The sequence below is a fragment of the Flavobacterium sp. genome, from assembly GCF_027531905.1.
In the GTDB taxonomy this organism is placed as follows: domain Bacteria; phylum Bacteroidota; class Bacteroidia; order Flavobacteriales; family Flavobacteriaceae; genus Flavobacterium.
This window is the reverse complement of sequence record NZ_JAPZSU010000039.1, coordinates 17053-42269: the sequence shown is the minus strand read 5'-3', so window position 1 is coordinate 42269 and position 25217 is coordinate 17053. Positions and strand designations below refer to the sequence as shown.

At 34.3% G+C, this 25217-nt stretch carries 18 protein-coding genes; 5 read left to right on the top strand and 13 right to left on the bottom strand.

Annotation, left to right across the window (positions count from 1 at the left end; all coding sequences use genetic code 11):
- Positions 1 to 88 precede the first annotated feature (88 nt).
- The 4 genes from lpdA to truA all read right to left on the bottom strand — a co-directional run bounded on the left by lpdA (position 89) and on the right by truA (position 4738).
- Positions 89 to 1477 (bottom strand): dihydrolipoyl dehydrogenase, encoded by a 1389-nt coding sequence (gene lpdA, locus O9307_RS10465; protein ID WP_298298768.1) that lies wholly within the window; start codon positions 1475 to 1477, stop codon positions 89 to 91.
- A gap of 105 nt (positions 1478 to 1582) precedes the next feature.
- Positions 1583 to 2125, bottom strand: a complete 543-nt coding sequence (locus tag O9307_RS10460) for a hypothetical protein (protein WP_298298765.1) — start codon at positions 2123 to 2125, stop codon at positions 1583 to 1585.
- 36 nt (positions 2126 to 2161) lie between these two features.
- The gene (locus O9307_RS10455; protein WP_298298762.1) at positions 2162 to 3916 is read right to left on the bottom strand and encodes an ABC transporter ATP-binding protein; all 1755 of its coding nucleotides are present in this window, start codon (positions 3914 to 3916) and stop codon (positions 2162 to 2164) included.
- 84 nt (positions 3917 to 4000) lie between these two features.
- Positions 4001 to 4738, bottom strand: a complete 738-nt coding sequence (truA, locus tag O9307_RS10450) for a tRNA pseudouridine(38-40) synthase TruA (RefSeq protein ID WP_298298760.1) — start codon at positions 4736 to 4738, stop codon at positions 4001 to 4003.
- 364 nt (positions 4739 to 5102) lie between these two features.
- Between truA and O9307_RS10445 the strand changes: the two genes are divergently transcribed.
- The gene (locus O9307_RS10445) at positions 5103 to 5594 is read left to right on the top strand and encodes a metallophosphoesterase family protein (RefSeq protein ID WP_298298757.1); all 492 of its coding nucleotides are present in this window, start codon (positions 5103 to 5105) and stop codon (positions 5592 to 5594) included.
- Here the strand turns inward: O9307_RS10445 and O9307_RS10440 are convergent, their stop codons facing one another.
- A complete protein-coding gene (locus O9307_RS10440; protein WP_298298754.1) occupies positions 5595 to 7280 on the bottom strand; it encodes an ATP-binding protein in 1686 nt (561 codons plus the stop codon).
- 66 nt (positions 7281 to 7346) lie between these two features.
- Between O9307_RS10440 and O9307_RS10435 the strand changes: the two genes are divergently transcribed.
- The gene (locus tag O9307_RS10435) at positions 7347 to 7547 is read left to right on the top strand and encodes a hypothetical protein (protein ID WP_298298751.1); all 201 of its coding nucleotides are present in this window, start codon (positions 7347 to 7349) and stop codon (positions 7545 to 7547) included.
- A gap of 45 nt (positions 7548 to 7592) precedes the next feature.
- On the opposite strand, the gene O9307_RS10430 is transcribed toward O9307_RS10435, so the two are convergent.
- The gene (locus O9307_RS10430; RefSeq protein WP_298298748.1) at positions 7593 to 8252 is read right to left on the bottom strand and encodes a response regulator transcription factor; all 660 of its coding nucleotides are present in this window, start codon (positions 8250 to 8252) and stop codon (positions 7593 to 7595) included.
- A gap of 121 nt (positions 8253 to 8373) precedes the next feature.
- Positions 8374 to 8787 carry a DUF4293 domain-containing protein gene (locus O9307_RS10425; protein ID WP_298298745.1) on the bottom strand — a complete coding sequence of 138 codons (414 nt, stop codon included), beginning with the start codon at positions 8785 to 8787 and terminating at the stop codon, positions 8374 to 8376.
- Between the two features lie 184 nt (positions 8788 to 8971).
- Here O9307_RS10425 and rho point away from each other — a divergent pair, with 184 nt between their 5' ends.
- Complete coding sequence (gene rho / locus O9307_RS10420; RefSeq protein WP_298298742.1) at positions 8972 to 10792, top strand: transcription termination factor Rho; 1821 nt, start codon at positions 8972 to 8974, stop codon at positions 10790 to 10792.
- A gap of 366 nt (positions 10793 to 11158) precedes the next feature.
- Here rho and pheT read toward each other — a convergent pair whose 3' ends face one another.
- The 6 genes from pheT to recG form a co-directional block, all read right to left on the bottom strand.
- Positions 11159 to 13579 (bottom strand): phenylalanine--tRNA ligase subunit beta, encoded by a 2421-nt coding sequence (gene pheT, locus O9307_RS10415; RefSeq protein ID WP_298298740.1) that lies wholly within the window; start codon positions 13577 to 13579, stop codon positions 11159 to 11161.
- A 119-nt stretch (positions 13580 to 13698) separates the two neighbouring features.
- Positions 13699 to 14562 carry a bestrophin family ion channel gene (locus tag O9307_RS10410; protein ID WP_298298737.1) on the bottom strand — a complete coding sequence of 288 codons (864 nt, stop codon included), beginning with the start codon at positions 14560 to 14562 and terminating at the stop codon, positions 13699 to 13701.
- Between the two features lie 18 nt (positions 14563 to 14580).
- On the bottom strand, positions 14581 to 15882 hold the full coding sequence (locus O9307_RS10405) for a TolC family protein (protein WP_298298734.1): 1302 nt from the start codon (positions 15880 to 15882) through the stop codon (positions 14581 to 14583).
- A gap of 214 nt (positions 15883 to 16096) precedes the next feature.
- Positions 16097 to 19192, bottom strand: coding sequence for an efflux RND transporter permease subunit (locus O9307_RS10400; protein ID WP_298298731.1), 3096 nt, complete (start codon positions 19190 to 19192; stop codon positions 16097 to 16099).
- Between the two features lie 353 nt (positions 19193 to 19545).
- A complete protein-coding gene (locus O9307_RS10395) occupies positions 19546 to 20604 on the bottom strand; it encodes an efflux RND transporter periplasmic adaptor subunit (protein ID WP_298298728.1) in 1059 nt (352 codons plus the stop codon).
- Between the two features lie 512 nt (positions 20605 to 21116).
- Positions 21117 to 23225 carry an ATP-dependent DNA helicase RecG gene (gene recG / locus O9307_RS10390; RefSeq protein ID WP_298298726.1) on the bottom strand — a complete coding sequence of 703 codons (2109 nt, stop codon included), beginning with the start codon at positions 23223 to 23225 and terminating at the stop codon, positions 21117 to 21119.
- Between the two features lie 215 nt (positions 23226 to 23440).
- Between recG and O9307_RS10385 the strand changes: the two genes are divergently transcribed.
- Together O9307_RS10385 and O9307_RS10380 are read left to right on the top strand one after the other, a co-directional pair.
- The gene (locus O9307_RS10385) at positions 23441 to 24631 is read left to right on the top strand and encodes a hypothetical protein (protein WP_298298723.1); all 1191 of its coding nucleotides are present in this window, start codon (positions 23441 to 23443) and stop codon (positions 24629 to 24631) included.
- A 133-nt stretch (positions 24632 to 24764) separates the two neighbouring features.
- Entirely contained in the window at positions 24765 to 25211 is a 447-nt protein-coding gene (locus O9307_RS10380) for a YhcH/YjgK/YiaL family protein (protein WP_298298720.1), read from the top strand.
- The last annotated feature ends 6 nt before the right edge of the window (positions 25212 to 25217 follow it).

Genomic DNA, 25217 nt, shown 5'->3' with positions numbered 1-25217 from the left:
GAAATTAAATAAAAAAATCCGTTTTGTTCAATACAAAACGGATTCTATATTTATCTCTAATCTACTTAAGAAGATTTAAAACAAAATGTTACAAGTGAATTACTTCGCCATAAGCATCAGCAACAGCTTCCATAACTGCTTCACTCATAGTTGGGTGAGGGTGGATAGCTTTTAAGATTTCGTGTCCTGTAGTTTCTAGTTTACGAGCTACAACTGCTTCAGCAATCATATCCGTAACACCAGCTCCAATCATATGGCATCCTAACCATTCGCCGTATTTAGCATCGAAAATTACTTTCACAAAACCATCTGCAGCTCCAGAAGCTTTTGCTTTTCCAGAAGCAGAGAATGGGAATTTACCAATTTTCAATTCATATCCTTTTTCTTTGGCTTGTTTTTCTGTCAAACCAACAGAAGCAATTTCAGGCGTTGCATAAGTACAACCTGGTACATTTCCGTAATCGATTGGTTCTACGTGAAGACCTGCAATTTTTTCAACACAGTTGATTCCTTCAGCAGAAGCAACGTGTGCCAAAGCTTGGCCAGGAGTTACATCTCCAATAGCGTAGTAACCAGGAATGTTAGTAGCATTGTAAGCGTTCACTAAAATTTTATCTCTATCAGTAGCAATACCTACTTCTTCCAATCCAATATTTTCGATGTTGGTTTTGATTCCAACAGCTGATAATAAAATATCTGCTTCTAAAACTTCTTCACCTTTAGCCGTTTTTACATAGGCTTTTACACCAGCACCAGCAGTATCGATTCTCTCTACAGAAGAGTTAGTCATGATTTTTACTCCTGCTTTTTTCATAGAACGTTCCATTTGTTTAGAAATGTCTTCGTCTTCTACAGGAACAATATTTGGCATAAATTCTACAATAGTAACCTCTGTTCCCATTGAGTTGTAGAAATGTGCAAACTCTACTCCAATTGCTCCAGAACCTACAATAATCATAGATTTAGGCTGAGTTGGTAAAGTCATCGCTTGTCTGTAACCAATTACTTTTACACCATCTTGTGGTAAGTTAGGTAATTCACGAGAACGAGCACCTGTAGCAATGATAATATGGTCAGCGCTATATTCAGTTACTTTTCCATCTTTATCAGTAACATCAAGTTTTTTTCCAGCTTTCAGCTTTCCAAATCCGTCAATAACGTCAATTTTATTTTTTTTCATTAAGAACTGAACTCCTTTGCTCATTCCGTCAGCTACACTACGGCTACGGTTAACTACAGCACCAAAATCTTTGTCAAATTCTTTTACAGTTAATCCATAGTCAGAAGCATGTTTTAAATAATCAAAAACTTGTGCTGATTTTAGTAAGGCTTTGGTTGGGATACATCCCCAGTTCAAGCAAACGCCACCAAGGTTTTCTTTTTCTACAACAGCAACTTTAAAACCTAATTGTGAAGCTCTAATGGCTGTAACATAACCTCCAGGACCACTTCCTAAAACTATAATATCGTATTTCATTGTATTGTTTTCTTAATTGATTTATTGCAGCAAAATTAAGGATTTATTTTAAAAAAAATTAACCGTTTTATAAGTTTATTAGCAATGGTGTTTGCACCAGCTCAATCATTTCATTTTTAAATAGGCTTCAACATAATTTGTGGTCGAAAAATACTCGTCTCTAAGTTTTTTTAAATGTTTGGTAACAATTGCTTGTTCGGGATAATTTGGGTCGAGACAGTCCTTGATTTCTTTATCCCTAACCGAAATAACGATGTACCAAAACCCTTTTCTAGAAGTGTAATTGTCCTCAAAGAGGGGATTATTCCCTTTGCTTTGTAAACCGGCATCAACGGCAATTGGAATTAAATTCAGCGTTTTTGAGACTCTTTCTCTTTCAAAAAAAGACATATAAAAAGTCTTGTTGTCAATGACAATTGGAACATTTGAATCTACATTGCTGTGCTTTAAATTGTATTTGGTATTGATAAAGTTGTAAAATTCATCAGCCTTTTTTTTGTCTTCAAAAATAAACCCGTAGCAATTTGGAAGGTCTTTTTTGAATTTTTTGGCTTGTACAATTTTATCACCCTCAATTTTTGGGGCAGTTCGCATTGGGATGCAGGAATAGAATAATAGCATCATGAAACCAAGTCCGAGTTTTTTCATTTAACTATATTAGAATTAATTATGTGAATATAATAATTAATTCGCTATCGAAAACTGCGAATCGTATAGGTTTTTATAAAAGCCTTTTTCCTGATTGATTAATTCCTGATGGGTTCCTTGTTCTACAATTAAGCCTTTGTCCATAACCACAATTTTGTCAGCGTTTACAATCGTAGCCAAACGGTGCGCAATCACAATTGAAGTTCTGCCTTGTGTAATGGTTTCGGTGGCGCGCTGAATTAATTCTTCAGAATAGGTATCGATAGAAGAAGTGGCTTCATCCAAAATCAAAATACTTGGATTTGACACAAAAGCACGTAAAAAAGCAATCAATTGACGCTGACCAGACGAAAGCATAACCCCGCGTTCTTTTACATCAAAATCGTAATCATCAGGCAAACTCATTATAAAGTCATGTACTCCAATTTTTTTGGCAGCAGCTATTACTTCCTCTCTTGTAATTTCTGGATTATTAAGGGTAATGTTGTTGTAAATAGTATCGGCGAACAAAAACACATCCTGAAGCACTACCGCTATTTGTTTACGCAGTGAACTTAAAGTATAATTTTCAATATTGTGATGGTCTATGTAAATGAAACCGCTGTTAATCTCATAAAAACGATTCAATAAATTAATTATAGTCGATTTTCCTGCGCCTGTAGACCCCACAATGGCAATGGTTTGTCCTGCACTAACTTCTAAATCAATGCCTTTGATTACTTCTTCATCCGGAATGTAACCAAAACGAACGTCTTTGAAAAGGATGTTTCCTTCAAAAATAGGAGCTTCTACGGTTCCAGTATCCTGAATTTGGTCTTCGGTATCCAAAATATCAAACACACGATTGGCTGCAATCATTCCCAATTGCATTTCGTTGAATTTATCCGCGATTTGGCGCAAGGGATTGAATAGCATTCCGATAAACATAGTGTAAGAAAACAAATCTCCAAATGTGGTAAAGTTGTCACCATTCAATATTTTGATTCCACCATACAAAACGATAAATCCCAAAGTCAACGACGAGATAATATCAGCAATAGGGAAGAAAATGGAGTTGTATAAAATTGTTTTTATCCAAGCTTTTCTATGTTTGTCGTTAATGTTTTTGAATTTATCAAACTCAATATCTTCACGATTGAACAACTGAACGATTTTCATTCCCGTTACGCGTTCTTGAACGAAAGTATTCATATTCGCAATTTGGGTTCGTACTTCCTCAAAAGCCACTTGCATTTTCTTTTGAAAAATACGCGTGAAAAAGACCAAAACCGGCATGGCTACAATGACAATCCAAGTGAGTTTCCAGTTCATATAGAACATAAAAATAAGCACCACAAGCATTTTCATCAAATCACTAATAATCATGAAAAGTCCTTGACTAAAAATACGTGCGATGGCTTCAATATCCGATACACAACGGGTTACGACTTGTCCAACAGGAACCAAATCAAAGTATTTCATCCTAAAACTGAGCAAATGTGCAAACAATTTAATTCGGATGTCTTTCACAATATCTTGTCCCAACCAATTGGCCCAAAACACAAAATAGAATTGCGAGAAAACTTCTAGAAGCAATACAATTCCCATCAAAGAAACATACAAAAGTAAACCTTGTTGGTCATGGGTTTTGATGTATCCATCGACTGTTTGCTTTAACAAATACGGACGTAAAGCTGCAAAAACCGATAAGGAAATGGCAAAGGCAATGACCCCATTAAATCGTAATTGATAGGGTTTTGTATATTTTAAAATTCTTTTGAATAATCGAGTATCGAATGCTTTTGCTTTCATGTTTAGGAGCTATTTCCCGCTATTCGCTGCAATCTTTTTTGTTTTTAAAGGAAAAACAAAAAAGGATTTCCACTACTATCGGGGCTATTTTAGGTATTCATAAGTAATTTCGGTTAAGTACAAACCATGTGCTGGAACCGAAAAACCTGCTTTTTCTCTGTTTTTGCTTTTTATGATGTTTTCAAAATCAACCAAAGTGATTTTATGCAATCCCACATTGACTAATGTTCCTACAATAGAACGCACCATGTTTCTCAAAAAACGATTGGCCGAAATGGTAAAAATCAAACTATCTTTTTCCTTTCTCCAAACTGCGTCAAATATAGTGCAATCAAATGTATTTACGTCGGTATTGACTTTCGAAAAGCACTGAAAGTCGGTATGATTTAACAATAATTTAGCAGCTTCATTCATTAAGGCTACATCCAAATCTTGGTGGTAATACCAACTCAATCCTTCTAGAAAAGGATTTTTTATAGTATTGATATGGTATTCGTAAGTGCGTTTGGTAGCATCAAATCGGGAATGCGCTTCATCGCTTACGGGGATAATGTCAAATATGGCGATATCTTTTGGTAAATATGAATTGAGTTTGTGTACCAAGGTTTCTGTGTCAAGTTCTTTTTCACTATCAAAATGAGCATACATTTGGCTGGCATGTACGCCAGTATCAGTCCTACCAGCACCCATAATATTGACTGTAGTATTCAAAAGCACCGAAAGGGCTTTGTTCAGCGTTTCTTGTACAGAACTGGCGTTGGGTTGGTATTGCCAACCGTGATAAGCAGTTCCGTTATAGGCTAATTGTATAAAGTACCTCAAGATGTTTTGTGATTTTGGGTTGTAATCGTTTTAATTCGCTACAAAGGTATGGTAACGATTGCTTGTTTTATTGGCTGCAAATTTACAATCTTTAGAGTGATTTTTTTGTTTTTATATCATTTTTGTAATTGCCTGAATAAATGCCGAATGTTTGATGCTAGCCCTGATGGGAGGGAATATCCTTTTTTTTATACCTGTCAGGTTTTTAAAACCTGACAGGTATAAAAAAAAGATAGGAAGGACAGCGGGAACCCATGTTTATTTTTTGTCTTTTGTTTGGCTCCAAAAAAAAGAACTTCAAATTTTGGCTAGAATGGGAGAGAAGCGCTTATTTTTGCTGTCTTTTATTTTAATTTTTCATAGTATGACCAGAATTCTTTTGCTTTCGGATACGCACAGCCACATCGATGAGGCGATTTTGAAACATGTTGATTGGGCTGATGAAGTTTGGCATGCAGGAGATATTGGAGATTTGAATGTGACCGATACGCTAAAAAAACACAAGCCTTTGCGAGCAGTGTATGGTAATATTGATGGGAATGAAGCTAGAGTTGAATTTCCGTTACACAATCGGTTTGTGTGTGAGCAAGTTTCGGTTTGGATTACACATATTGGCGGTTATCCTGGGAAATACAATCCTGCTGTTAGAGATGAAATGGCGACGAATCCGCCTAAATTATTTATTTGTGGGCACTCTCATATTTTGAAAGTTCAGTTTGATAAGAAAAATAATTTGTTGCACATGAATCCTGGCGCTGCCGGAAAAAGTGGTTTTCATCAGGTGCGTACACTGCTGCGCTTTGTGATTGAGGGTGATAAAATTAAAGACTTGGAGATTGTAGAAATGAAAAAATAATTATTCAACAGGAACATTAAGTTTTATGGTTGTACCTTGATTTTTTCTGGACTTGATTACGAACTCTCCTTTCATGTTGTTAATTCGTGCTTTGATTCTGTTGATGCCGTAGCCGTCTGTACTGTTTTGTTGAAGGTCGTCAAATCCTTTTCCGTTGTCTTTTATTTTGACGAATAGTTGATTGTTTTCAAGGCTTGTTTCTAGTTTTGCCCTATTGGCTCCACTGTGTTTTAGTATATTGTTTAATAACTCAGAAACAATAAAAAATAGTTTCATCTCGAAAGCTTCTTCAAATCGAGTGTGTGTCTCGATGGTGTTGTGATAATCAAATTTAATTTTCGAGTTAGAGTTTTTTTCGCACAAATCATCCAAGGCATATAATAGACCAAATCGGACTAAAAGTGAAGGCATCAATTCATGTGACAAATCTCTTACTTTATGATGAGCTTCTTCTAGAATGTATTTTGTTTTTATGATTTCGTCAGATTGATTTTGATTCATTGCACTAAATACATTGAGATGCATTCCAGCAGATGAAAGTAAGGCACTGATGTTATCATGCAGAAAAGCGGCAATTTTTTTGCGTTCGGACTCTTGTCCATCTATAGTGGCATTGATTACGTTTTGTTGTACTTTGCTTTGGATTTCTTTTAATCTATTGTATTGTTTTAATTTTTCGTTTTGGGAAAAAGCGTAAAAAATTACGAATACTAAGAGCGAAAGCGTAAGCACCAAAATCACAATTTTTTTGTTACGCGATTGTTGCTCGATCCAATAAGTTTCCTTTGACTTGTAGGTGTTGGATATTTTATTTATTTCTCTTTTGTTTTCTTCAACTTCTAAATTAATTCCTATGTTTTTTGCGGTTTTAATTTTACTATCGTTTTGAATTTGGTTGTTTAAATCCTCATACTTTTTGCTATACTTATAGGCTTCTTCAAATTTTTTGATTTTGGCTAAGAATAAGGAGTACTTGTTGTAAGTTATGGATAAATCAAATTTTTCGTTACTTTTTTCACCGTACTGAATTGCTTTTTTATAAAAAACATCTGCTTTTATGGGATCATTCTTGTATTCTGCATACAAGCCATTTAGCATATTTAATATGATTAAAGTGGATTCATCAGCAAATTTGCTTTTGTGTTTATTCAAATAATCAAGATAAGGCTTAGCAGTTTTGTATTGATTTTCTTGAAAATAAGCCCAAGTGATATTTAGTTTTCTTAAGAATATTTTAGTTGTATCAGCAATTTTTTTGGTGTGAACTAATGATTTTTTATAATACTCTATGCCTTTTTTGAAATCCTTTTTCTCAAAAAAATAAATGTTGGCCAAATTGTTGTAAATTTTTCCTTTTAAAGTGTCGTCAGTTGTTTTGTTCGCATGTTTTAAGCTCTTTTCGTAATAAAAAAAAGCTTTGTCAAGCATAAAAAGGTCATCAAAATTAACTCCAATAGTATTGTATGATTTGGCAATCAAGTAATTGTTTTTATAAAGTAAAGCTTGTTTAAGTGCTAAATTAGCTTGCTTTAAAGAAGTTTCATAACGGTCATTTTTCCAGTTTTCAATCGCTTTGTTGAGTAATATGCTAGTGTTATTACTATTTATGCTATCAACTTTTTTATTATTTTGTGAAAACACTATAAACGGAATTATAATAAACCAATAAATTAAAATATATTTCATGATTTTTTTTAAATTTTAATATAAAATTAGTACTATTGTTCTGTTTAATTTAAAAAAGTAAAAATAATGAAAAAGTTTTTTTTAACTACAATTTGTTTTATTTCTATGGCTTCAGTTTTAACATCATGTACAAATGATGAAGATATATTGCCTGCAGAACAGACAAAAATTAAAGGAGATTCTATACAAAAAGGAATTAATGCAGATGATTTGGGTGAGGAAGAAGCAAGAAAGGGTAAGGTAGCAGCTCAAGTTGTTGTTCTTTAAATTTTTATTTGAAAAAGGATTTATTTTTAAATCCTTTTTCTGTTTTTAAGGCTTAATCAATTTGTGTTTTAAGGCATATTTCACAATGCTTATGGTGTTTTTGGCTTTAATTTTTTTCATAATATTTTTACGGTGGGTTTCAACCGTATTAGTACTGATGAATAATTGTTCACTGATTTCTTTTCCACTATACTCAAGTGAAATTAATATAATGATTTCTAATTCTCTTTCAGTCAATGTTGCCGGAATTGCTTTTGGTATCGCCTTTAGTTTTGGATTGTTTTTTGTTGCCGTATTAAAGATTTTATTCTGAACAGTTTTACAGAAATATTCCTGTCCCATAGTAATTACCTGAATAGCTTCTATGATACTTTCGCTTGCACACTGCTTGGTAAGATAACCACTAGCACCAAGTTTCATAACCTCTTTTACGATTTTTAAATCATCATAGCTTGATAAAATAATTACTTTGCAAGGGAATCCTTTTTTAGTAAATTCTTTTAATACCTGTATGCCATCTTTTTCAGGCATACTAATGTCTAAAACTAATACATCAGCATTGTTTTCAATGACTTCTTCGTAAATACAGGTTCCGTTTAATGAAGTACCAACGATAGAAAATCCTGGAACGGTATTTAAAAGGGTTTTAATTCCGTCAATAAGTATTTGATGGTCGTCAGCCAAATGAATATTAATTGTTTGCATATAGTAGGTATTGCTGTTTCCAAATGTATTATTTTTAATTAAAAACAAGCAGTATTTTTCAATAAAAAAACCCGAATTTAAATTCGGGTTTCCTTCGCACAAATAAACTAAGTTTATAGGTTTATCTCAATCTGTCCACAGATTTTACAAGATCTTCATCCTTCTTGATGGCTTTATTAGCTAAAACTAATAACACGATAGCCAAGACAGGCACAAACATCCCAATACCTTTCTCAGAAACCAAAGGGGTTTCTCCAGATAAATTTAGTGAACGATATACAAACAATCCTAATAAAATTAAATTTAATATCATATTCAATCTGCCTAGTACAAATTGATTTTGTCTCTTTTTAAATGAAAAAATGCTTACCAAAGATAACGTAGTGTTTAATCCTAAAAGAGCTACATAAATTGGGTTTTGCATAAAATAAAAGTCTTTTGTGTCATTTGTTGTCCATAATGGAAAAACAAAGGGTACAACCAAAGTAACCAAAAAGGCTAAAAACAAATAGATAGTCTGAATTCTCTGTATCATGTTACTAATATTCTAACGCAAAAATATATTTTCTTTTTTATAAATACTATTGTATGATTGATTTTTATTCGTATTATTGCAATATAAATCCGTAAGCACTTCATCCTGCGGTTGATTCAAGAAAAAAAAATCCATTCAATTTCTTCACACGGTTTCCCAAAATAAATAATCTAATAGAACATTCATGTTTGATATTTCTGCATTAAAAGAATTGAAGCTTACTGAGCTTCAAGAAATTGCTAAAACAGCAAAAACAATAAAGTTTAATGGTGTAAAAAAAGAAACTTTAATTGGCCTTATTTTAGAGCATCAAGAAGCAACTTCCAAAACGGTTGAAAACAGTGCTTCCAAAGCGACAATTGAAAGCGAAAAAACCAAACGAGCACGAATTGTACCAGTAAAAAAATCAAAAAAATCAGAAGATAATTCTAATACGTTATTTGAACAAAAAGAGCCCGAAGCACAAGTTGTTTCGTCTAGTAGCAAAACGGTAGCGCCAAATGCTTCAGACTTAATTGTTGAAGAAAAACAAAAAGATGAACCGGTTTTAGAAAGAAAAACAAATAAAGTAGTCAAGTTTAATAAAGCGGCATACGAGAAAAAAATGGCGCTACAAAGGGAAAAAGAAGAAAGTAAAAGTGCTAAAGAAACTGCTGAAATTCCTTTAAATATTCCTTCAATTGCAAATGAGGAAACGGTTGAAAATAAATCAAATCAAATACTAGAGAATCCAGCAACTGTAAAAAAAATTAATCCTAACCAGATTAAAAAACAAAACGGAAATCCTAATCAAAGTCCTAACCCCAACGGGAATGGCAATAATGGTAATAACAATCCAAACCCCAATTTTAAAAACAAAAAAAATAATTTTAAAGATGCCGATTTTGAGTTTGATGGCATTATTGAAAGCGAAGGCGTATTAGAAATGATGCCTGATGGTTATGGCTTTCTTCGCTCCTCAGATTATAATTATTTAGCTTCTCCAGATGATATTTATCTGTCAACTTCTCAAATTCGCTTGTTTGGATTAAAAACGGGTGATACTGTAAAAGGTGTAGTCCGTCCACCCAAAGAAGGCGAAAAATATTTTCCATTAGTTCGTGTTTTAAAAATTAATGGACATGACCCACAAGTAGTACGCGACAGAGTTTCTTTTGAACATCTAACGCCAGTTTTTCCTTCAGAAAAGTTCAAATTGGCAGAAAAGCAAAGTACAATTTCTACACGAATTATCGATTTGTTTTCACCCATAGGGAAAGGACAACGTGGAATGATCGTTGCACAGCCTAAAACAGGTAAAACCATGTTGTTGAAGGACATTGCTAATGCCATAGCTGCCAACCATCCTGAAGTGTATTTGATAGTTCTATTAATTGATGAACGCCCTGAAGAGGTTACAGATATGCAACGCAGTGTAAGAGGAGAGGTGATTGCTTCTACTTTTGATAGAGAGCCTCAAGAACACGTGAAAATTGCTAATATTGTTCTTGAAAAAGCTAAACGATTAGTAGAATGTGGTCATGATGTAGTAGTGTTGTTAGACTCAATTACCCGTTTAGCAAGAGCTTATAATACTGTTCAGCCTGCATCAGGTAAAGTCTTAAGTGGTGGTGTGGATGCGAATGCCTTACAAAAACCAAAACGCTTTTTTGGAGCGGCTAGAAATGTCGAAAATGGTGGTTCATTAAGTATCATTGCTACGGCTTTGACCGAGACTGGTTCTAAAATGGATGAAGTTATTTTTGAAGAATTCAAAGGTACAGGTAACATGGAACTACAATTGGATAGAAAAATTGCGAACAAACGTATTTTTCCTGCAATTGATTTGACTTCATCTAGTACAAGACGTGATGATTTACTTCTAGATCAAAATACCTTACATAGAATGTGGATTATGCGAAAATACTTGTCAGATATGAATCCTATTGAAGCGATGGATTTTATTAATGATCGATTTAAGAAAACCCGTAACAACGAAGAATTTTTGATTTCGATGAATGACTAAATCAGTTAAATAGCATTAAATTAAATAAAAAAATAAAACCTCAAAGCGCATGTATTTACTAGTGTTTTGAGGTTTTTCAGTTAAGTTAATTTAAAATTATTTTATCAATTGTCGGCCAATAGTAGGCTAATTGTTATCTTTTTAAAAAAGGACGATACTCTATTGATTCTCTTGAAAGATTCTTTTTCAAAAATTGTTCTAGAGTCATGCCCTTATTGAATAATTCGGATTTATTACAAGGTATAATGCGGGTTCAAGGTTGAATCAATGCAATAAAAAAGTCGGTAAAGAAATTAATCTTTACCGACTTACTTTCTACAAAATAAATATAAAATATTTTATTTTGTATGTAATTAATTCAATAATTTATCTCAAAACTGCTCCAAGTTCTGTTTCAAAATTCTTTTGGAGCTTAGACATTATTTTGTCTATTTGTGTATCTTCTAGTGTTTTATTGTTGTCTTGAATAGTAAAGCTTAAGGCGTATGATTTTTTGCCTTCGGGTAAATTAGTACCTTGGTAAACATCAAAAAGATTAACTTCTTTTAATAATGATTTCTCGGTTTGACGCGCAATTTTATATATTGCATCATAAGAAACTTCATTATCTAGTAATAAAGCCAAATCTCTTCGTACTTCAGGATATTTTGGAATATCGGTAAACTTAATTTTGTTTGAAACAAGTTTTAAAACTAGTGCCCAATTAAAATCTGCATAAAATACTTCTTGCTTAATTCCAAAGTGTTTTAGAATTGATTTTTTAACTACTCCAAATTCAACTAGCGTATCTTGACCTAAACCTAGTGCTATGCCTTCTGAAAACACATCTGAAGGTACTGGAAAACTGTTCGTTTTTTGAATACCTAATTTGTCTAAAATGGCCGTAACATATCCTTTAAATAAAAAGAAATTGGAAGGTTGTAAGGCTTGTGTCCAGCTTTCTTGATTGCTGTTTCCAGTCTGAAATAAAGTCAAATGCTTTTTCTCTTCATATCCAGAAGGATAGTTGTGATAGGATTTTCCGAATTCAAATAACTTTAGATCTGCATTTTTTCTGTTGATATTGTAGCCTAAAGCTTCTAAACCAGAAAACAATAGTGACTGACGCATGGTTGCTAAATCACTACTCAAAGGGTTTAGCATGGTAACATTGTGTTCTTCTTTGAGTACTTCGGATAGTTGTGCATAAGTAGCAGTAGTCAAAGAATTGGCCATCATTTCATGAAAACCTTGTGCGTTTAACTGCGAGGCAACGGTATTTTGTACTTTGTAATCTTCGTTTCTTGGAGCATTAAATACAGTCGCATTCAGTTTTTTAGAAAAGCTAATGTTGTTGTAACCATACACACGAAGGATTTCTTCGATTACATCAATTTCTCTTTGGACATCCACTCGATAGGAAGGAATTGTTAAGCCTAATCCTGCATCAGAAACGCTATTAACTTTGATTTCTAACGATGCTAAAATTTGTTTAATGGTGTCTTTTGGTAGCTCCTGTCCAATGATTTTGGCTACTTTATTAAAATTTAAAAAGACAGGGAAATCTTCTATTTTCTTTGGATAGACATTAACTATATCTGAAGTAATTTCGCCACCACCTACTTCTTGGATCAACAAAGCGGCTCTTTTTAAGGCATATTCTGTTATAGTAGGATCGATACCTCTTTCAAAACGAAAAGAAGCATCGGTGTTTAATTGATGTCTTTTGGCTGTTTTTCTTACGCTTACAGGATTAAAGTAGGCACTTTCAAGAAAAATTGATGTAGTGTTTTCAGTAACTCCAGAATTTTTGCCGCCAAATACGCCAGCAATACACATTGGGCCTTTGTCATCACAGATCATTACATCTTCTTCATGTAACGTTCTTTCAACTTCATCAAGTGTAGTGAATTTGGTTCCTGTAGGTAGAGTTTTTACCTGAATTTTTCCGTTAATTTTGCTAGCGTCAAATGCGTGAAGTGGTTGTCCTAAATCGTGTAAAACATAATTTGTGACATCTACAATATTGTTTTTAGGATTTATTCCTATTGCTTTTAATCTATTTTGCAACCATTCAGGGGAAGGTTTTACTGTTATCCCTGAAATAGTAACGCCACAATATCTAGGAGCTAATTTGTTTTCTTTTACATCAACATCAATTTTTAACGTTCTTTTATCAACTCTAAAACTGGTTACCGATGGTGTGATTAATTCTACATTAACACCACTTTGTAGCATACCAGCCCTGAGGTCACGAGCGGTTCCTAAATGGCTCATGGCGTCTGCACGATTTGGAGTTAATCCAATTTCAAACACTTCGTCATTTTCAATATTAAAAACTGAGGCGGCCTTTGTTCCAGGAAGTAAAGTTTCATCAAGAATCATAATTCCATCATGACTTTCACCTAGACCTAATTCGTCTTCAGCGCAAATCATACCATGACTTTCTTGTCCGCGTATTTTTCCTTTTTTTATGGTAAACGGATTCCCTTCTTTGTCATATAATACAGTTCCGATAGTGGCAACAGCTACTTTTTGACCCGCACCAACATTACTAGCGCCACAAACTATTTGAACGGGAACGCCATCGCCTAAATCTACAGTGGTTACTTTTAATCGATCGGCATCAGGATGCTGTTCACAAGTCAAAACATGTCCCACAACGATACCTTCTAAACCGCCTTTAACGGATTGGTATTTGTCAACTGTTTCTACTTCAAGACCTAAGTCTGTTAATAATGCTGCTGTTTCTTCGGAATTCCAATCTATTTTAATGAATTGTTTTAACCAGTTATAGGATATTTTCATTTGTTTTTTTAATAAGGATGCAAATATAAGGATTGCTGTTTGGAGTGAGAAACATTTTTTATTTTTTTACGATTTGATTCTTTAGGACTTAGAAAGAATATGCTGTAAACATCTTACTATTAAAGTATTTCTTCAACGTGTTTTTTGATATTAGATGCAATTTTTGCTGTTGGCAAATCATTCGCATCAGAACCAAATGGATCTTCAATTTCTTCTGCAATTAATTCTAAACTTGCCAAAACATAAAAAATAAAAACGACTACAGGAACAACATAGTACCCTAGGCTAAATACGTAACCAAAAGGCAAAGTAAGCACATAAATAAAAATGAATTTTTTGATAAAAGCACTGTAAGAATAGGGAATAGGAGTGTTTTTTATTCGCTCGCAAGCGCCACAAATATCAGTAAAAGATTGTAATTCATTATTCAGAATAATTAATTGTTCTCCTGTTATTTTGTTTGTTCGATATAAATCATTGATTTTTTGAAATAATATTTGAGCAATTTGATTGGGCCTGTGCCTATGATGGTCAATTTCTAAATCGACATCATCAAACAGTTGTAGTGCTGTTTCTTCGTCATTGAGATGCTTTTGCAAAACCGAAGCATAACCAGGAATCATTTTTCTGAAAAACACTTTGTCTTTATCTTCTTGTAAAATAGCAGACAATTTAATCGCTAGGTTTCTACTACTATTTACTAAACCGCCCCACATTTTTCGTCCCTCCCACCATCTATCATAGGCTGTATTGGTTCTGTAGGCGAGAAGTAAAGAAATGACAAAACCGAGCAAGTTATGCATCATCGAAATGTTTTTTACATGGCTATCATCAGGTAAATGCCAATATTCTATTTCTAAATACCCTATTGCTGCCGAATAAGCACCAATCAAAAACATAATAGGCGCTAGTTTTCTAAAGGTATCTCCTTTACTAAATAAAAATATAAATTGAATCCAATTTTTTGGGTTGTATGATGTCATTTTTTTAAGAATGAAAAATTAATACGCAATATTTCCCGTCAATTCTTTTAGCGCAATTTCAGATAATTTCGCTTGGTATTGTGCATTGCTATTTCTAACTCTTGCATTCACATAATTCAATTGAGCGGCTCGGAATTCGATAGTTGTTATGGTTCCTATTTTTAGCTTATCTATTGTAATCGCAAGGTTTTGTTTGGCAATCGCTTCGTTATTTTGCTCCAAATTAATCAATTCTAAATTGGTCAAATACGTTTGATAAAAAGTAGACAGTTGCGATTCCAACAATTGCGATTGCTGTTCAATAGCAAGTTTTGTATTCTCCAATTCGAGTTTCGCTATTTTTTCATTTCTATTTTGGGCAAAACCATCAAAAACATTTAAAGTTGCCGAAAAACCGTAATTTAATCCTCTAGCCGATGAACTTCTGGTAAAACCTAAACTCGATTCTGTATCTTGAAAATTATAACCGGTATTCAAACTTACGCTCGGATATCTTGCCGCTTTGACTTGTTTGAGTTGCAATTCCGAAACATTTTTGGCAATAATTTGGGTTTGCAATTGCGGATTTTGTTGTTTGGCAAGTTCAATTAATTTTGGTAATGCCAGAGAATTATCCACTTTGATGTCATTCAAAACCGTAAACTCTTTTGTAACATCTCTTGCCAAAATTTGATTCAATTTAATCTTGGTGTTGGCGTACAATTCTTTTTGTCGTAACAACGTCACTTTATCGGTATTCAAATCTACTTGAGCATTCAAAACTTCCAATTTTGACGCTTTTCCAATTTTGAATCGGTTTTCAGCCAATTGTTGGCGTTGCGATGAAATCATCAAGGTGCTATCAATCGCAATTAATTGTTGTTGCTGTTGCACCAAATCAAAGTATGTTGCATTTACTTCGGCAATTTTCAACAAAATCGTTTGCTTTAATCGTGCCTCGCCTAATTTTTGCAATTCCTTCAATTGATCGTACCTCGCAAACATTCGTAAACCATCAAAAATGGTCCAATCCAAACTCACACCATAATTCAAACTGTTATTTTTGGCGTCTTTCAACGAATTTACTTGGCCAGATTGTAGCGTTTGTGAACTGTTTTGAATTCGGTTATTATCGACTATCGATGCTGTTACTCTGGGCAAAATCCCTGCATTTCCCACAGACAAATTAACCTTGTCAATGTTTAGGTTATTGTTCGCAATTTTAATCTCAAAGTTGTTTTCCAGAGCTATCGCCACCGCATCTTTTATCGTCAAAACTTCTTGAGCATTTCCTAAAACACTACCCAGCAAAAACAAAAACGCAATTATATTTTTTCTCATTTCTTATTTTCAACTACCAATTAAATTCTAATTTTCAAATTCGAGGAGCACAACATTTGTTTTCAAAACACGATTCCTCCCGTTATCCACTATAACTTTTTTTATTTTTTGTAAAGAAAAATAAATAAAGGATGCCACTGCACACGAGCCAAGCGAACTGGCGAAGCAATCGGTGCTAAATAACACTTCTCTTTTTCATAATACGAATCAAAGACTATTTCGATGCTGCTTCATATTCTTCAATATGATCAAATTCAGGATAATGTTTTCTGGCTTTAGACCACATCAAATACAAGGCTGGAATAATAAACAAGGTCAGCACCAATGAAAAAATGGTACCGCCCACAATCACTACTCCCATTCCAATTCTACTCGTAGAAGCTGCGCCAAGTGACAAAGCAATTGGTAAAGCTCCTAACGAAATCGCCATACTTGTCATCAAAATAGGACGCAAACGCGCTTCAGAAGCTTCCATAATCGCTTCTAATTTTGGTTTGCCTTGTTCTCGTAATTGATTCGCAAATTCTACGATTAAAATACCATTTTTAGTCACCAAACCAATTAACATTACGGTGCCAATCTGACTGAAAATATTCCAAGTTTGATTGAATAACCACAACGAAAACAACGCTCCAGCTACCGCCATCGGAACCGTTAAAATGATTATAAACGGATCGATAAAACTTTCAAATTGTGCTGCCAAAATCAAAAAGATCAAGATCAAAGCTAATCCAAAAGCAAAGGTAGTATTGGAACTACTTTCCACAAAATCTCGTGATTCTCCACCTAAGTCAGTCGTAAAAGTATCGTCCAAAACTTTGGCTTTGATGCTGTTCATAGCGTCAATTCCTTCGCCTAAACTTTTGCCTGGCGCTAATCCCGCCGAAACAGTGGCCGACATATAACGGTTGTTGTGATACAATTGCGGTGGATTACTTTGTTCTTGTATCGTCACCACATTGTCCATCTGAATTAATTCTCCTTTGTTGTTTTTGACAAACATAGAGGTGATATCAAGCGGTTTGGTTCGGTCTTCTTGGTTGAATTGCCCAATGACTTGGTATTGTTTTCCGTTTTGCATAAAATAGCCAAAACGTTGTCCGCTCAACGAAAGTTGCAAGGTTTGTGCAATATCCAAAACCGAAATTCCTAAGCTTTCTGCTTTTTCTCTGTCGATGGTAACATTAATCTCAGGTTTGTTGAATTTTAGATTCACATCGGTAATTGCAAAAGTGGGATTTTTGGCGGCTTCTTCCATAAATAATGGAATTTTCTCTTCTAATTTTTTGAAATTTGGTGCCTGAATAATGTATTGAATGGGAAGTCCTCCACGTCGATTTACGGCAATTGTAGGTTGCTCAATCACTGCAGTTTTTGCTTCAGGAAATTGTTTGGTGATTTTGGTTAATTGTTCTGCAATTTCTTTTTGTGAACGCTTTCTTTCCTCGGGCGCGTTCAATGCAATACGCACACGTCCACTGTTTACCGTAGAGGCTCCAAAACCTGGAGATGTTATGATAAGCGAAACATTTTTCTCTGGAATGGAATCGTCTACAATTTTAGAGATTTCTTGCATAAAACGATCCGTATATTCATAAGAAGCGCCTTCTGGAGTAGCCATAGACATGACAATTGAACTTCGGTCATCGTAGGGAGCCGTTTCTTTTTTTAATAGTGAGAAAAATAAATAGATCAATCCGAAACAAGCAATTAAAATTGGGAAACTCAACCATTTCTTTTTCATGAAACGTCTTAATGAATCAGCATAATTACTATTCAATTTCTCAAAATAAGGTTCGGTCATCAAATAGAATTTGGATTTCTTTTGCACGCCACCTTTCATTAAATAAGCATTTAGCATAGGAGTCAGTGTCAAAGAAACAAAAGCTGAAATTAATACTGCTGCACCAATCACTACCCCAAATTCTCTAAACAATCGCCCCACAAAGCCTTCCAAAAATATTACAGGAAGAAATACTGCGGCTAACGTTATCGAAATCGAAATTACGGCAAAAAAGATTTCATTAGAGCCTTTAATTGCAGCTTCGATAGGTGTCATTCCTTCTTCTACCTTTTTAAAAATGTTTTCAGTGACTACAATTCCATCATCGACTACTAATCCTGTGGCCAAAACAATCGCCAACAAAGTCAATACATTGATTGAAAATCCAAAAAGCCACATAATAAAGAATGTCGCAATCAAGGAAACAGGAATATCAATCAACGGACGGAAGGCAATGGCCCAATCCCTAAAGAACAAGTAAATAATTAAAATTACCAAAATGATTGAAATACCAAGAGTCTCGGCTACCTCAACCACCGATTTTTTTACAAAAATTGTACTGTCAATCGCAATGTTTAATTTGATATCCTTAGGTAAATCTTTTTGTAAGGAATTATAAACTTTATAAAACTCTTTGGAGATATCTAAATAATTGGCCCCAGGAAGCGGAACGATGGCGACACCCAATAATGGAAGTCCCGATTGACTCATTCTAGTTTCTAGATTTTCGGGCCCTAAAACAGCATTGCCAATATCGCTAAAACGGACAATTCTATCGCCCTCACTACGAATGATGATGTTGTTGAATTCTTCAGGTTTGGTTAGGTTTCCAACTGTTTTTACGGTCAAATCCGTATTGTTTCCTGTCAATTTTCCTGACGGTAATTCTACGTTTTGTTTGTTAAGTGCCGCACGAACCTCAGCCACAGTACAACCATAAGCCGCTAATTTTATAGGATCGATCCACAGACGCATGGCGTATCTTTTTTGCCCCCAAATCTGCACACCACTTACGCCAGGAATAGTTTCTAGACGTTGCGCAATTACATTTTCTGCATAATCACTTAACTCTAATTCATTTCTAGAATCACTTTGTACCGTCATAGAAATAATGGATTCCCCATTAGCATCGGCTTTGGAAACCACTGGCGGAGCATCAATATCTTGAGGTAAACTACGAACGGCTTGAGACACCTTATCACGAACATCATTTGCGGCTTCCTCTAAATTTTTGTTCAAATCAAATTCAACAGTAATGTTACTACTTCCTTGTATACTTGAAGAAGTAACATTTCGAATCCCATCTATAGAGTTTATGGCTTTTTCTAAAGGTTCAGTAATTTGAGATTCGATAATATCTGAATTGGCACCAGTATAATTCGTTCTCACCGATACTTGAGCTGGATCTATAGATGGAAATTCTCGTACTCCCAAAAAACTGTAGCCAATCACTCCAAACAAAATGATAGTTAGGTTTAAAACTATCGTTAGCACAGGTCTTTTTATACTTATGGTGGATAAACTCATTTATTTTGTATTTCTATTTAAGTTTTTAGTTGTTAGTTCTTAGTCCTTTAGTCCTTAGTTCTTAGTTCTTAGTGATTAGTACTTAGTTTTTTTTGGTTCTTGGTTCTTGGTTTTTTAATCTGTAATCTCTAATCTTCAATCTTCAATCTGTAATCTGTAATCTGTAATCTTCAATCTATAATCTATAATCTTTTATTTTTAACAATTTACTTGTTTATGACTATTCACTAAGTACTAAATACTAATTTCTTTAGCTCATCACTAAGGACTCATCACTAATATCTCATCAAAATATCTCATCACTAATATCTAATCACTAAGGACTAAGGACTAATCACTAAGGACTAAAAAAACTACTTAATTTTAACTTTTACAGGTGTTTCATCTTTCAAAGCCATTACGCCTGTGGTTAGTAATGTATCTCCAGCTTTTAATCCTGAAAGAATCAAGATGGAGGCATCCGTTCTGGTTGAAGCTTCTACTTTAACTTCTTTTGCCATTCCTTTTTCGGAAATGAATACTTTTTTACCATTTTGAATCGGAACAATCGCTTCTGTAGGGACTATAATTGCATCATTAATAACATCTAAAGGTAATTCGACATTGGCAAAAGTACCAGGAAAAATCTTTCCTTCTTTATTATCTGTGATGGCTCTAACTTGTAAGGTACGTGTAGCAGTGGCTATTTCGGGTTCTATGGCGTAAACAACAGCATGGTGTTTTTGAGTAGAACCAGAAACAGTAAAAGAAATGTTGGTATTTAACTTGATTTGAGAAGCATATTTTTCTGGAACCGAAAAGGTGATTTTTAATTTCCCGATGTTAACCAAATTGGCTACCAAAGTAGTAGGAGTAATATACGTTCCGGGAGAGATGGAACGCAATCCTATTTTACCAGAAAATGGAGCTCTAACAGCTGTTTTTGCAATTTGGGCTTTAATCAATTGTACTTGAGCTTGTGTCGATTTGTGCTCGGCTCGGGCTACATCATTTTCTTCTTGGCTGATGGCTTCTTTTTGCAAAAGCAATTTAGCTCTTCTCGCATTTTCTGCTGCCAAACCTTCTTTGGTTGTAGCTTGAATGAGTTGCGCTTTTAATTCTAAATCATTTACTTTAAATAAAATTTGGCCTTTATTCACAAAACTTCCTTCTTGAAACGAAATGGCTTCTACAATTCCAGAAACTTCACTTCGAATTTCAACTTGTTCATTAGCTTCTATTGAACCTGATAGGGATAAGTTGTTCTCAAAAACTTGTGTTTTGATTACAATTCCACTTACGTTCATCGGTTTGTCTTTTCCTCCTTTGTCTTTTGAATCTCCTCCTTTTTTAGAATTCGAAACTACTCTGTAGGCTATAAAACCTCCAATGATAAGAACTAAAAGCGTGTAAACAAGGTTTTTTATTTTCATAAGGTTATTATTTTTTTTGGTAATTCTTTGGGTGTGGAAAGCAGTTTGTTTTTAACCTTCTAAAGTAAGATAAATTGAATTTTAAACTTACTTTTTTATTAATTAATTTGATGAGACATCAGAAATAACCAATGGTTTAATTGGTTTTTAAAAAAAGTTCAAAAACAAAAGTAAAGCATTTGTAAGAAAGCGGTAACAAGAAAAAATAATTTAACATTTGTACATACAAATTAATAAAACAACTCGGAATCGTTTCGTTTTAAATCATAAATTCTTAAAAACAAAGAGAATTTAATAATAGATTTAACCCGTTGGGTGAAATTCAAATAAAATAAAAACTTAACCACATAGAGTCATAGATTAATAGTAATCAACATAGAAAAAATAGAAATAGCACTATTTCTCACAATAGATGAGCTATGTGAATAGTAAAACGTCTATTTGTTTCTTTTAAAAACTATAAATTCTATGATTCTATGTGGTAAAAAATAGTTTCACCCAACGGGTTAGATTTAACTAATATAGTTCCAAATATTTTTTTTCTTGGTAAGTTGGATAAAAACCATTCTAAGGATATTGTTTTCGGGTTTTTGCATAGAAGGATCGTCATTTAGCACTTTGAAAGCGTAATTTCTGGCCAAAAGTAAAATGTCTTTGTCTTTGACCAAATCTGCAATTTGAAGATTTAGAACGCCACTTTGCTGGGTCCCCATAAGATCGCCTGGCCCGCGTAATTTCAAATCTACTTCGGCAATTTCAAATCCGTCATTACTGTTAACCATAGTTTCCATTCTGATTTTGCTATCGCTACTCAGTTTGTAAGAAGTCATCAAGATGCAATAACTTTGGTCCGCACCACGACCTACACGTCCTCGCAATTGATGAAGTTGAGATAGTCCAAAGCGTTCGGCACTTTCAATAATCATTACGCTGGCATTCGGCACATTGACACCCACTTCAATTACAGTAGTGGCTACCATAATATTTGTTTTTCCTTCGGCGAAGCGTTTCATTTCGGCATCTTTTTCTGCTGGTTTCATTTTTCCGTGCAAAATCGAAATGGAATAGTCGGGTAGAGGGAAATCCCTAGAAATACTCTCGTAACCGTCCATCAAATCTTTAAAATCCATTTTCTCGGATTCCTGAATTAATGGATACACAATATAAATCTGTCGACCCAAAGCGATTTCATCTCGTATAAATTTCCAAACTTTCAAACGGTTGGAGTCAAAACGATGCACGGTTTGGATCGGTTTTCGGCCAGGAGGTAATTCATCAATAACCGAAACATCCAAATCGCCATACAAACTCATCGCCAAAGTTCTCGGAATAGGAGTAGCCGTCATCACCAAAACGTGAGGAGGAATGGTGTTCTTTTTCCACAACTTTGACCTTTGTTCAACGCCAAAACGATGTTGCTCATCGATTACGGCTAAGCCTAAATTTTGAAACTGCACTTTGTCTTCCAATAGCGCGTGAGTACCAATTAAGAGTTGTAAACTGCCATTTTCGAGTTCTTCGTGAATGATTTTTCGAGTTGAAGTTTTGGTTGAACCTGTTAGAATTTTGATATTGATATTTAAGGTGTTGGCAAATTCTGAAAGGCCGATAAAATGTTGATTAGCCAAAATCTCAGTAGGTGCCATCAAGCAAGCCTGAAAACCATTGTCTAAAGCCAAAAGCATACTCATAAAAGCTACAATCGTTTTGCCCGAGCCTACATCTCCTTGAAGAAGACGATTCATTTGGGCATTGCTTCCCATATCGGTTCGGATTTCTTTGATCACTCTTTTTTGTGCATTTGTCAAATCAAAAGGCAGGTGATTTTGATAAAAATCGTTGAATAATTCGCCTACTTTTGAAAAGGGATGTCCTTTTATTTTGTGTTTGCGGATCAAATTTTTGGTAATCAATTGCAACTGAATGTAGAATAATTCTTCAAACTTCAGACGAAATTGCGCTTTGGCTAATACTTCGCTACTCTTGGGAAAGTGAATGTTGAATAACGCAGCACTTTTTGGAATCAATTTCAATTCTTCGAGCAAATAATGCGGTAAAGTTTCGGTAAACAAGGCCTGTGTTTCCAAAAACAATTGCTGCATCATTTTGTTGATGACTCTGTTGCTGATGCCTCTGTTGGCCAAAGTTTCGGTAGAAGGATACACAGGTTGCATCGCCGAACGCAAGCTTTGTTGGTGCTCAGCGAGTAATTCTATTTCGGGATGTGCGATGCTAAACTGACTGCCATATTGCGTACATTTTCCAAAAACGACACACATTTCGTTGAGTTTTAAACTCTCTTTGATCCATTTGTGACCTTGGAACCAATTCAAATCCATTTGTCCCGTCTCGTCAACGAACGTAGCGACCAAACGTTTTTGATTTTTTCCAAACTCCACCGTTTTGATGTGGATCATTTTGCCAACGATTTGAACCTCGGCTGTGGTGCCTTGCAATTCATTGATTTTGTAATATCGAGTACGATCAATGTAACGATTGGGATAAAAATTGACTAAATCTCCATATTTGTGAATACCCAATTCTTTGCGAAGCAATGTCCCGCGAGTGGGGCCTACGCCTTTCAAATATTCAATGGGAGTTTCTAGGAGATTGTTGGTCATTTTTGAGTTATCAGTTATCAGTTATCAGTTTTGAGTTATCAGTTTTGAGTTGTCGGTTTTGAGTTGATATGAATTTTAAAGTGCTACATTATTTTTCGCAAAGCGAAGATACTAGATTGTTTCTAGATTTGGAAATGGGTTTACTTGGAATATGTGTGTGAATAGTACTATATTTGAAAATGTGATAATTTTTACCAATTAAAAAAAACAACCAAATGAAACTAGCCTCAACCATTGTCTTTGTTCTGCTTTTGTTCAATAGTGAAATAAATGCTCAAATAACTAAAGAAAATTATAAATTCTCGGACGATATAGAGTTGTATATGGAAAAAGATACTGTGTCATGGAGATTTCAATATGGTGCAACATATTATTCCATATCTGGAAATTATAAAAAGGCACTGCAAACATGGGATAAAACAATGTCTAAAATCCCTTCCATCACAGCTCAAGATAGCGCTTATTTTAAAAGTTTTAAGCCCCAAGATGCAAAAAAGTATATTTTAAATCGCTCGAAGAATGAAAAATTAATCATACTAAATGAAGCCCACAATAATTCCAGACATAGAGTATTCACTACTTCTTTGTTAAAAGGCTTGTATAAAAATGGTTATCGTTTTTTGGGTATGGAAATGATACAAGACTCCTTATTGAATGAAAGAAAATTTATGATTCAAGAAGCAGGAATAGCATACACCAATGAATCTCAGAGTGCCAACTTAATTAGAGAAGCCATAAAAATTGGCTTTACTTTATTCGAATATGATAATGGAAATTACAAAACCGGGAAGGATAGGGAAATTGGTCAAGCCGAAAACATTGCTAGAATAATGATTCAAAATCCTAATGCAAAATTTTTAATTCACTGTGGTTATGATCATCTAAATGAAGGGATTCCAGGGATAAAACAATGGGAGAAAGCAATGGCTGCTAGGGTTAATGACTTAACAGGTGTAAATCCGTTTACCATTGATCAAATTCCAGGTTCTGAAAAAGGGGATTTAAAATTTAATTCGCCCTATATTCAATTGGCAAATATCAAGAAACCTTCTGTCATGCTAAATGCAAAAGGTGAAATTTATAATGGAAAAATCAATACTAAAAGAGCCGATTGCACACTTATTTTTCCCATAAGTACTTATACAAACGAAAGACCCGATTGGCTAAAACTAGAAGGAATGAGAAAACCATTTACAGTTCCGACTCAAGCTATTGCAACATTTCCAGTTTTGGTTTTTGCTTATCATGATAATGAATTTGACCAAAACGGTGTTCCTGCAGATGTAGTAGAAATTACAGACAAAAAACAAAATATCGACTTAATACTTGAAAAAGGTAATTATCGAATAATTGTGAAAAACAGATCATACAAAACCATACAAAATTATGCTATAAAAATCAAATAACGGGAAACTAATTAGTTGCTTTAAATTGGCTAGGTTTTTAATCAAGAGTTACTATAAAAGAATGCTTTAAAAAAAAAGAAACCTTAATTTAGCAAAATACCAGAAAAAGGTACAATCATTAAAATTAAAATAAATGGTAATTGATAAAATTGAAAATTACAGACTATATAGTCAGCTTACCAAACGATTATCCAAAGGATTTGAGTTTATAACCACCACCGATTTAAAGGCTATTGAATCTGGAAAGCACGAAATTGATTCGGATAAAATAGTTGCGATTGTGCAAGAATATGATACCAAAGACGAATCCGAATGTGTGCTAGAAGGTCATCATCAATACATTGATATTCAGTATGTAATCAGTGGGGTGGAGTTGATGGGTTTTGCGCCTTTGACTAACCAGAAAATGGTGGAAGAAGATCTAGAAAAGGATTATACCTTTTATGAAGGTGACACTTCGTTATTGCGAGTAGAAGAGGGGATGTTTACCTTGTTTTTTCCTGAAGATTTGCACCGTCCTTGTGTAAAGGCTGGAGTGGTTTCGAAAGTAAAAAAAGTAGTGGTAAAGGTTAAAATTTAATTCAAA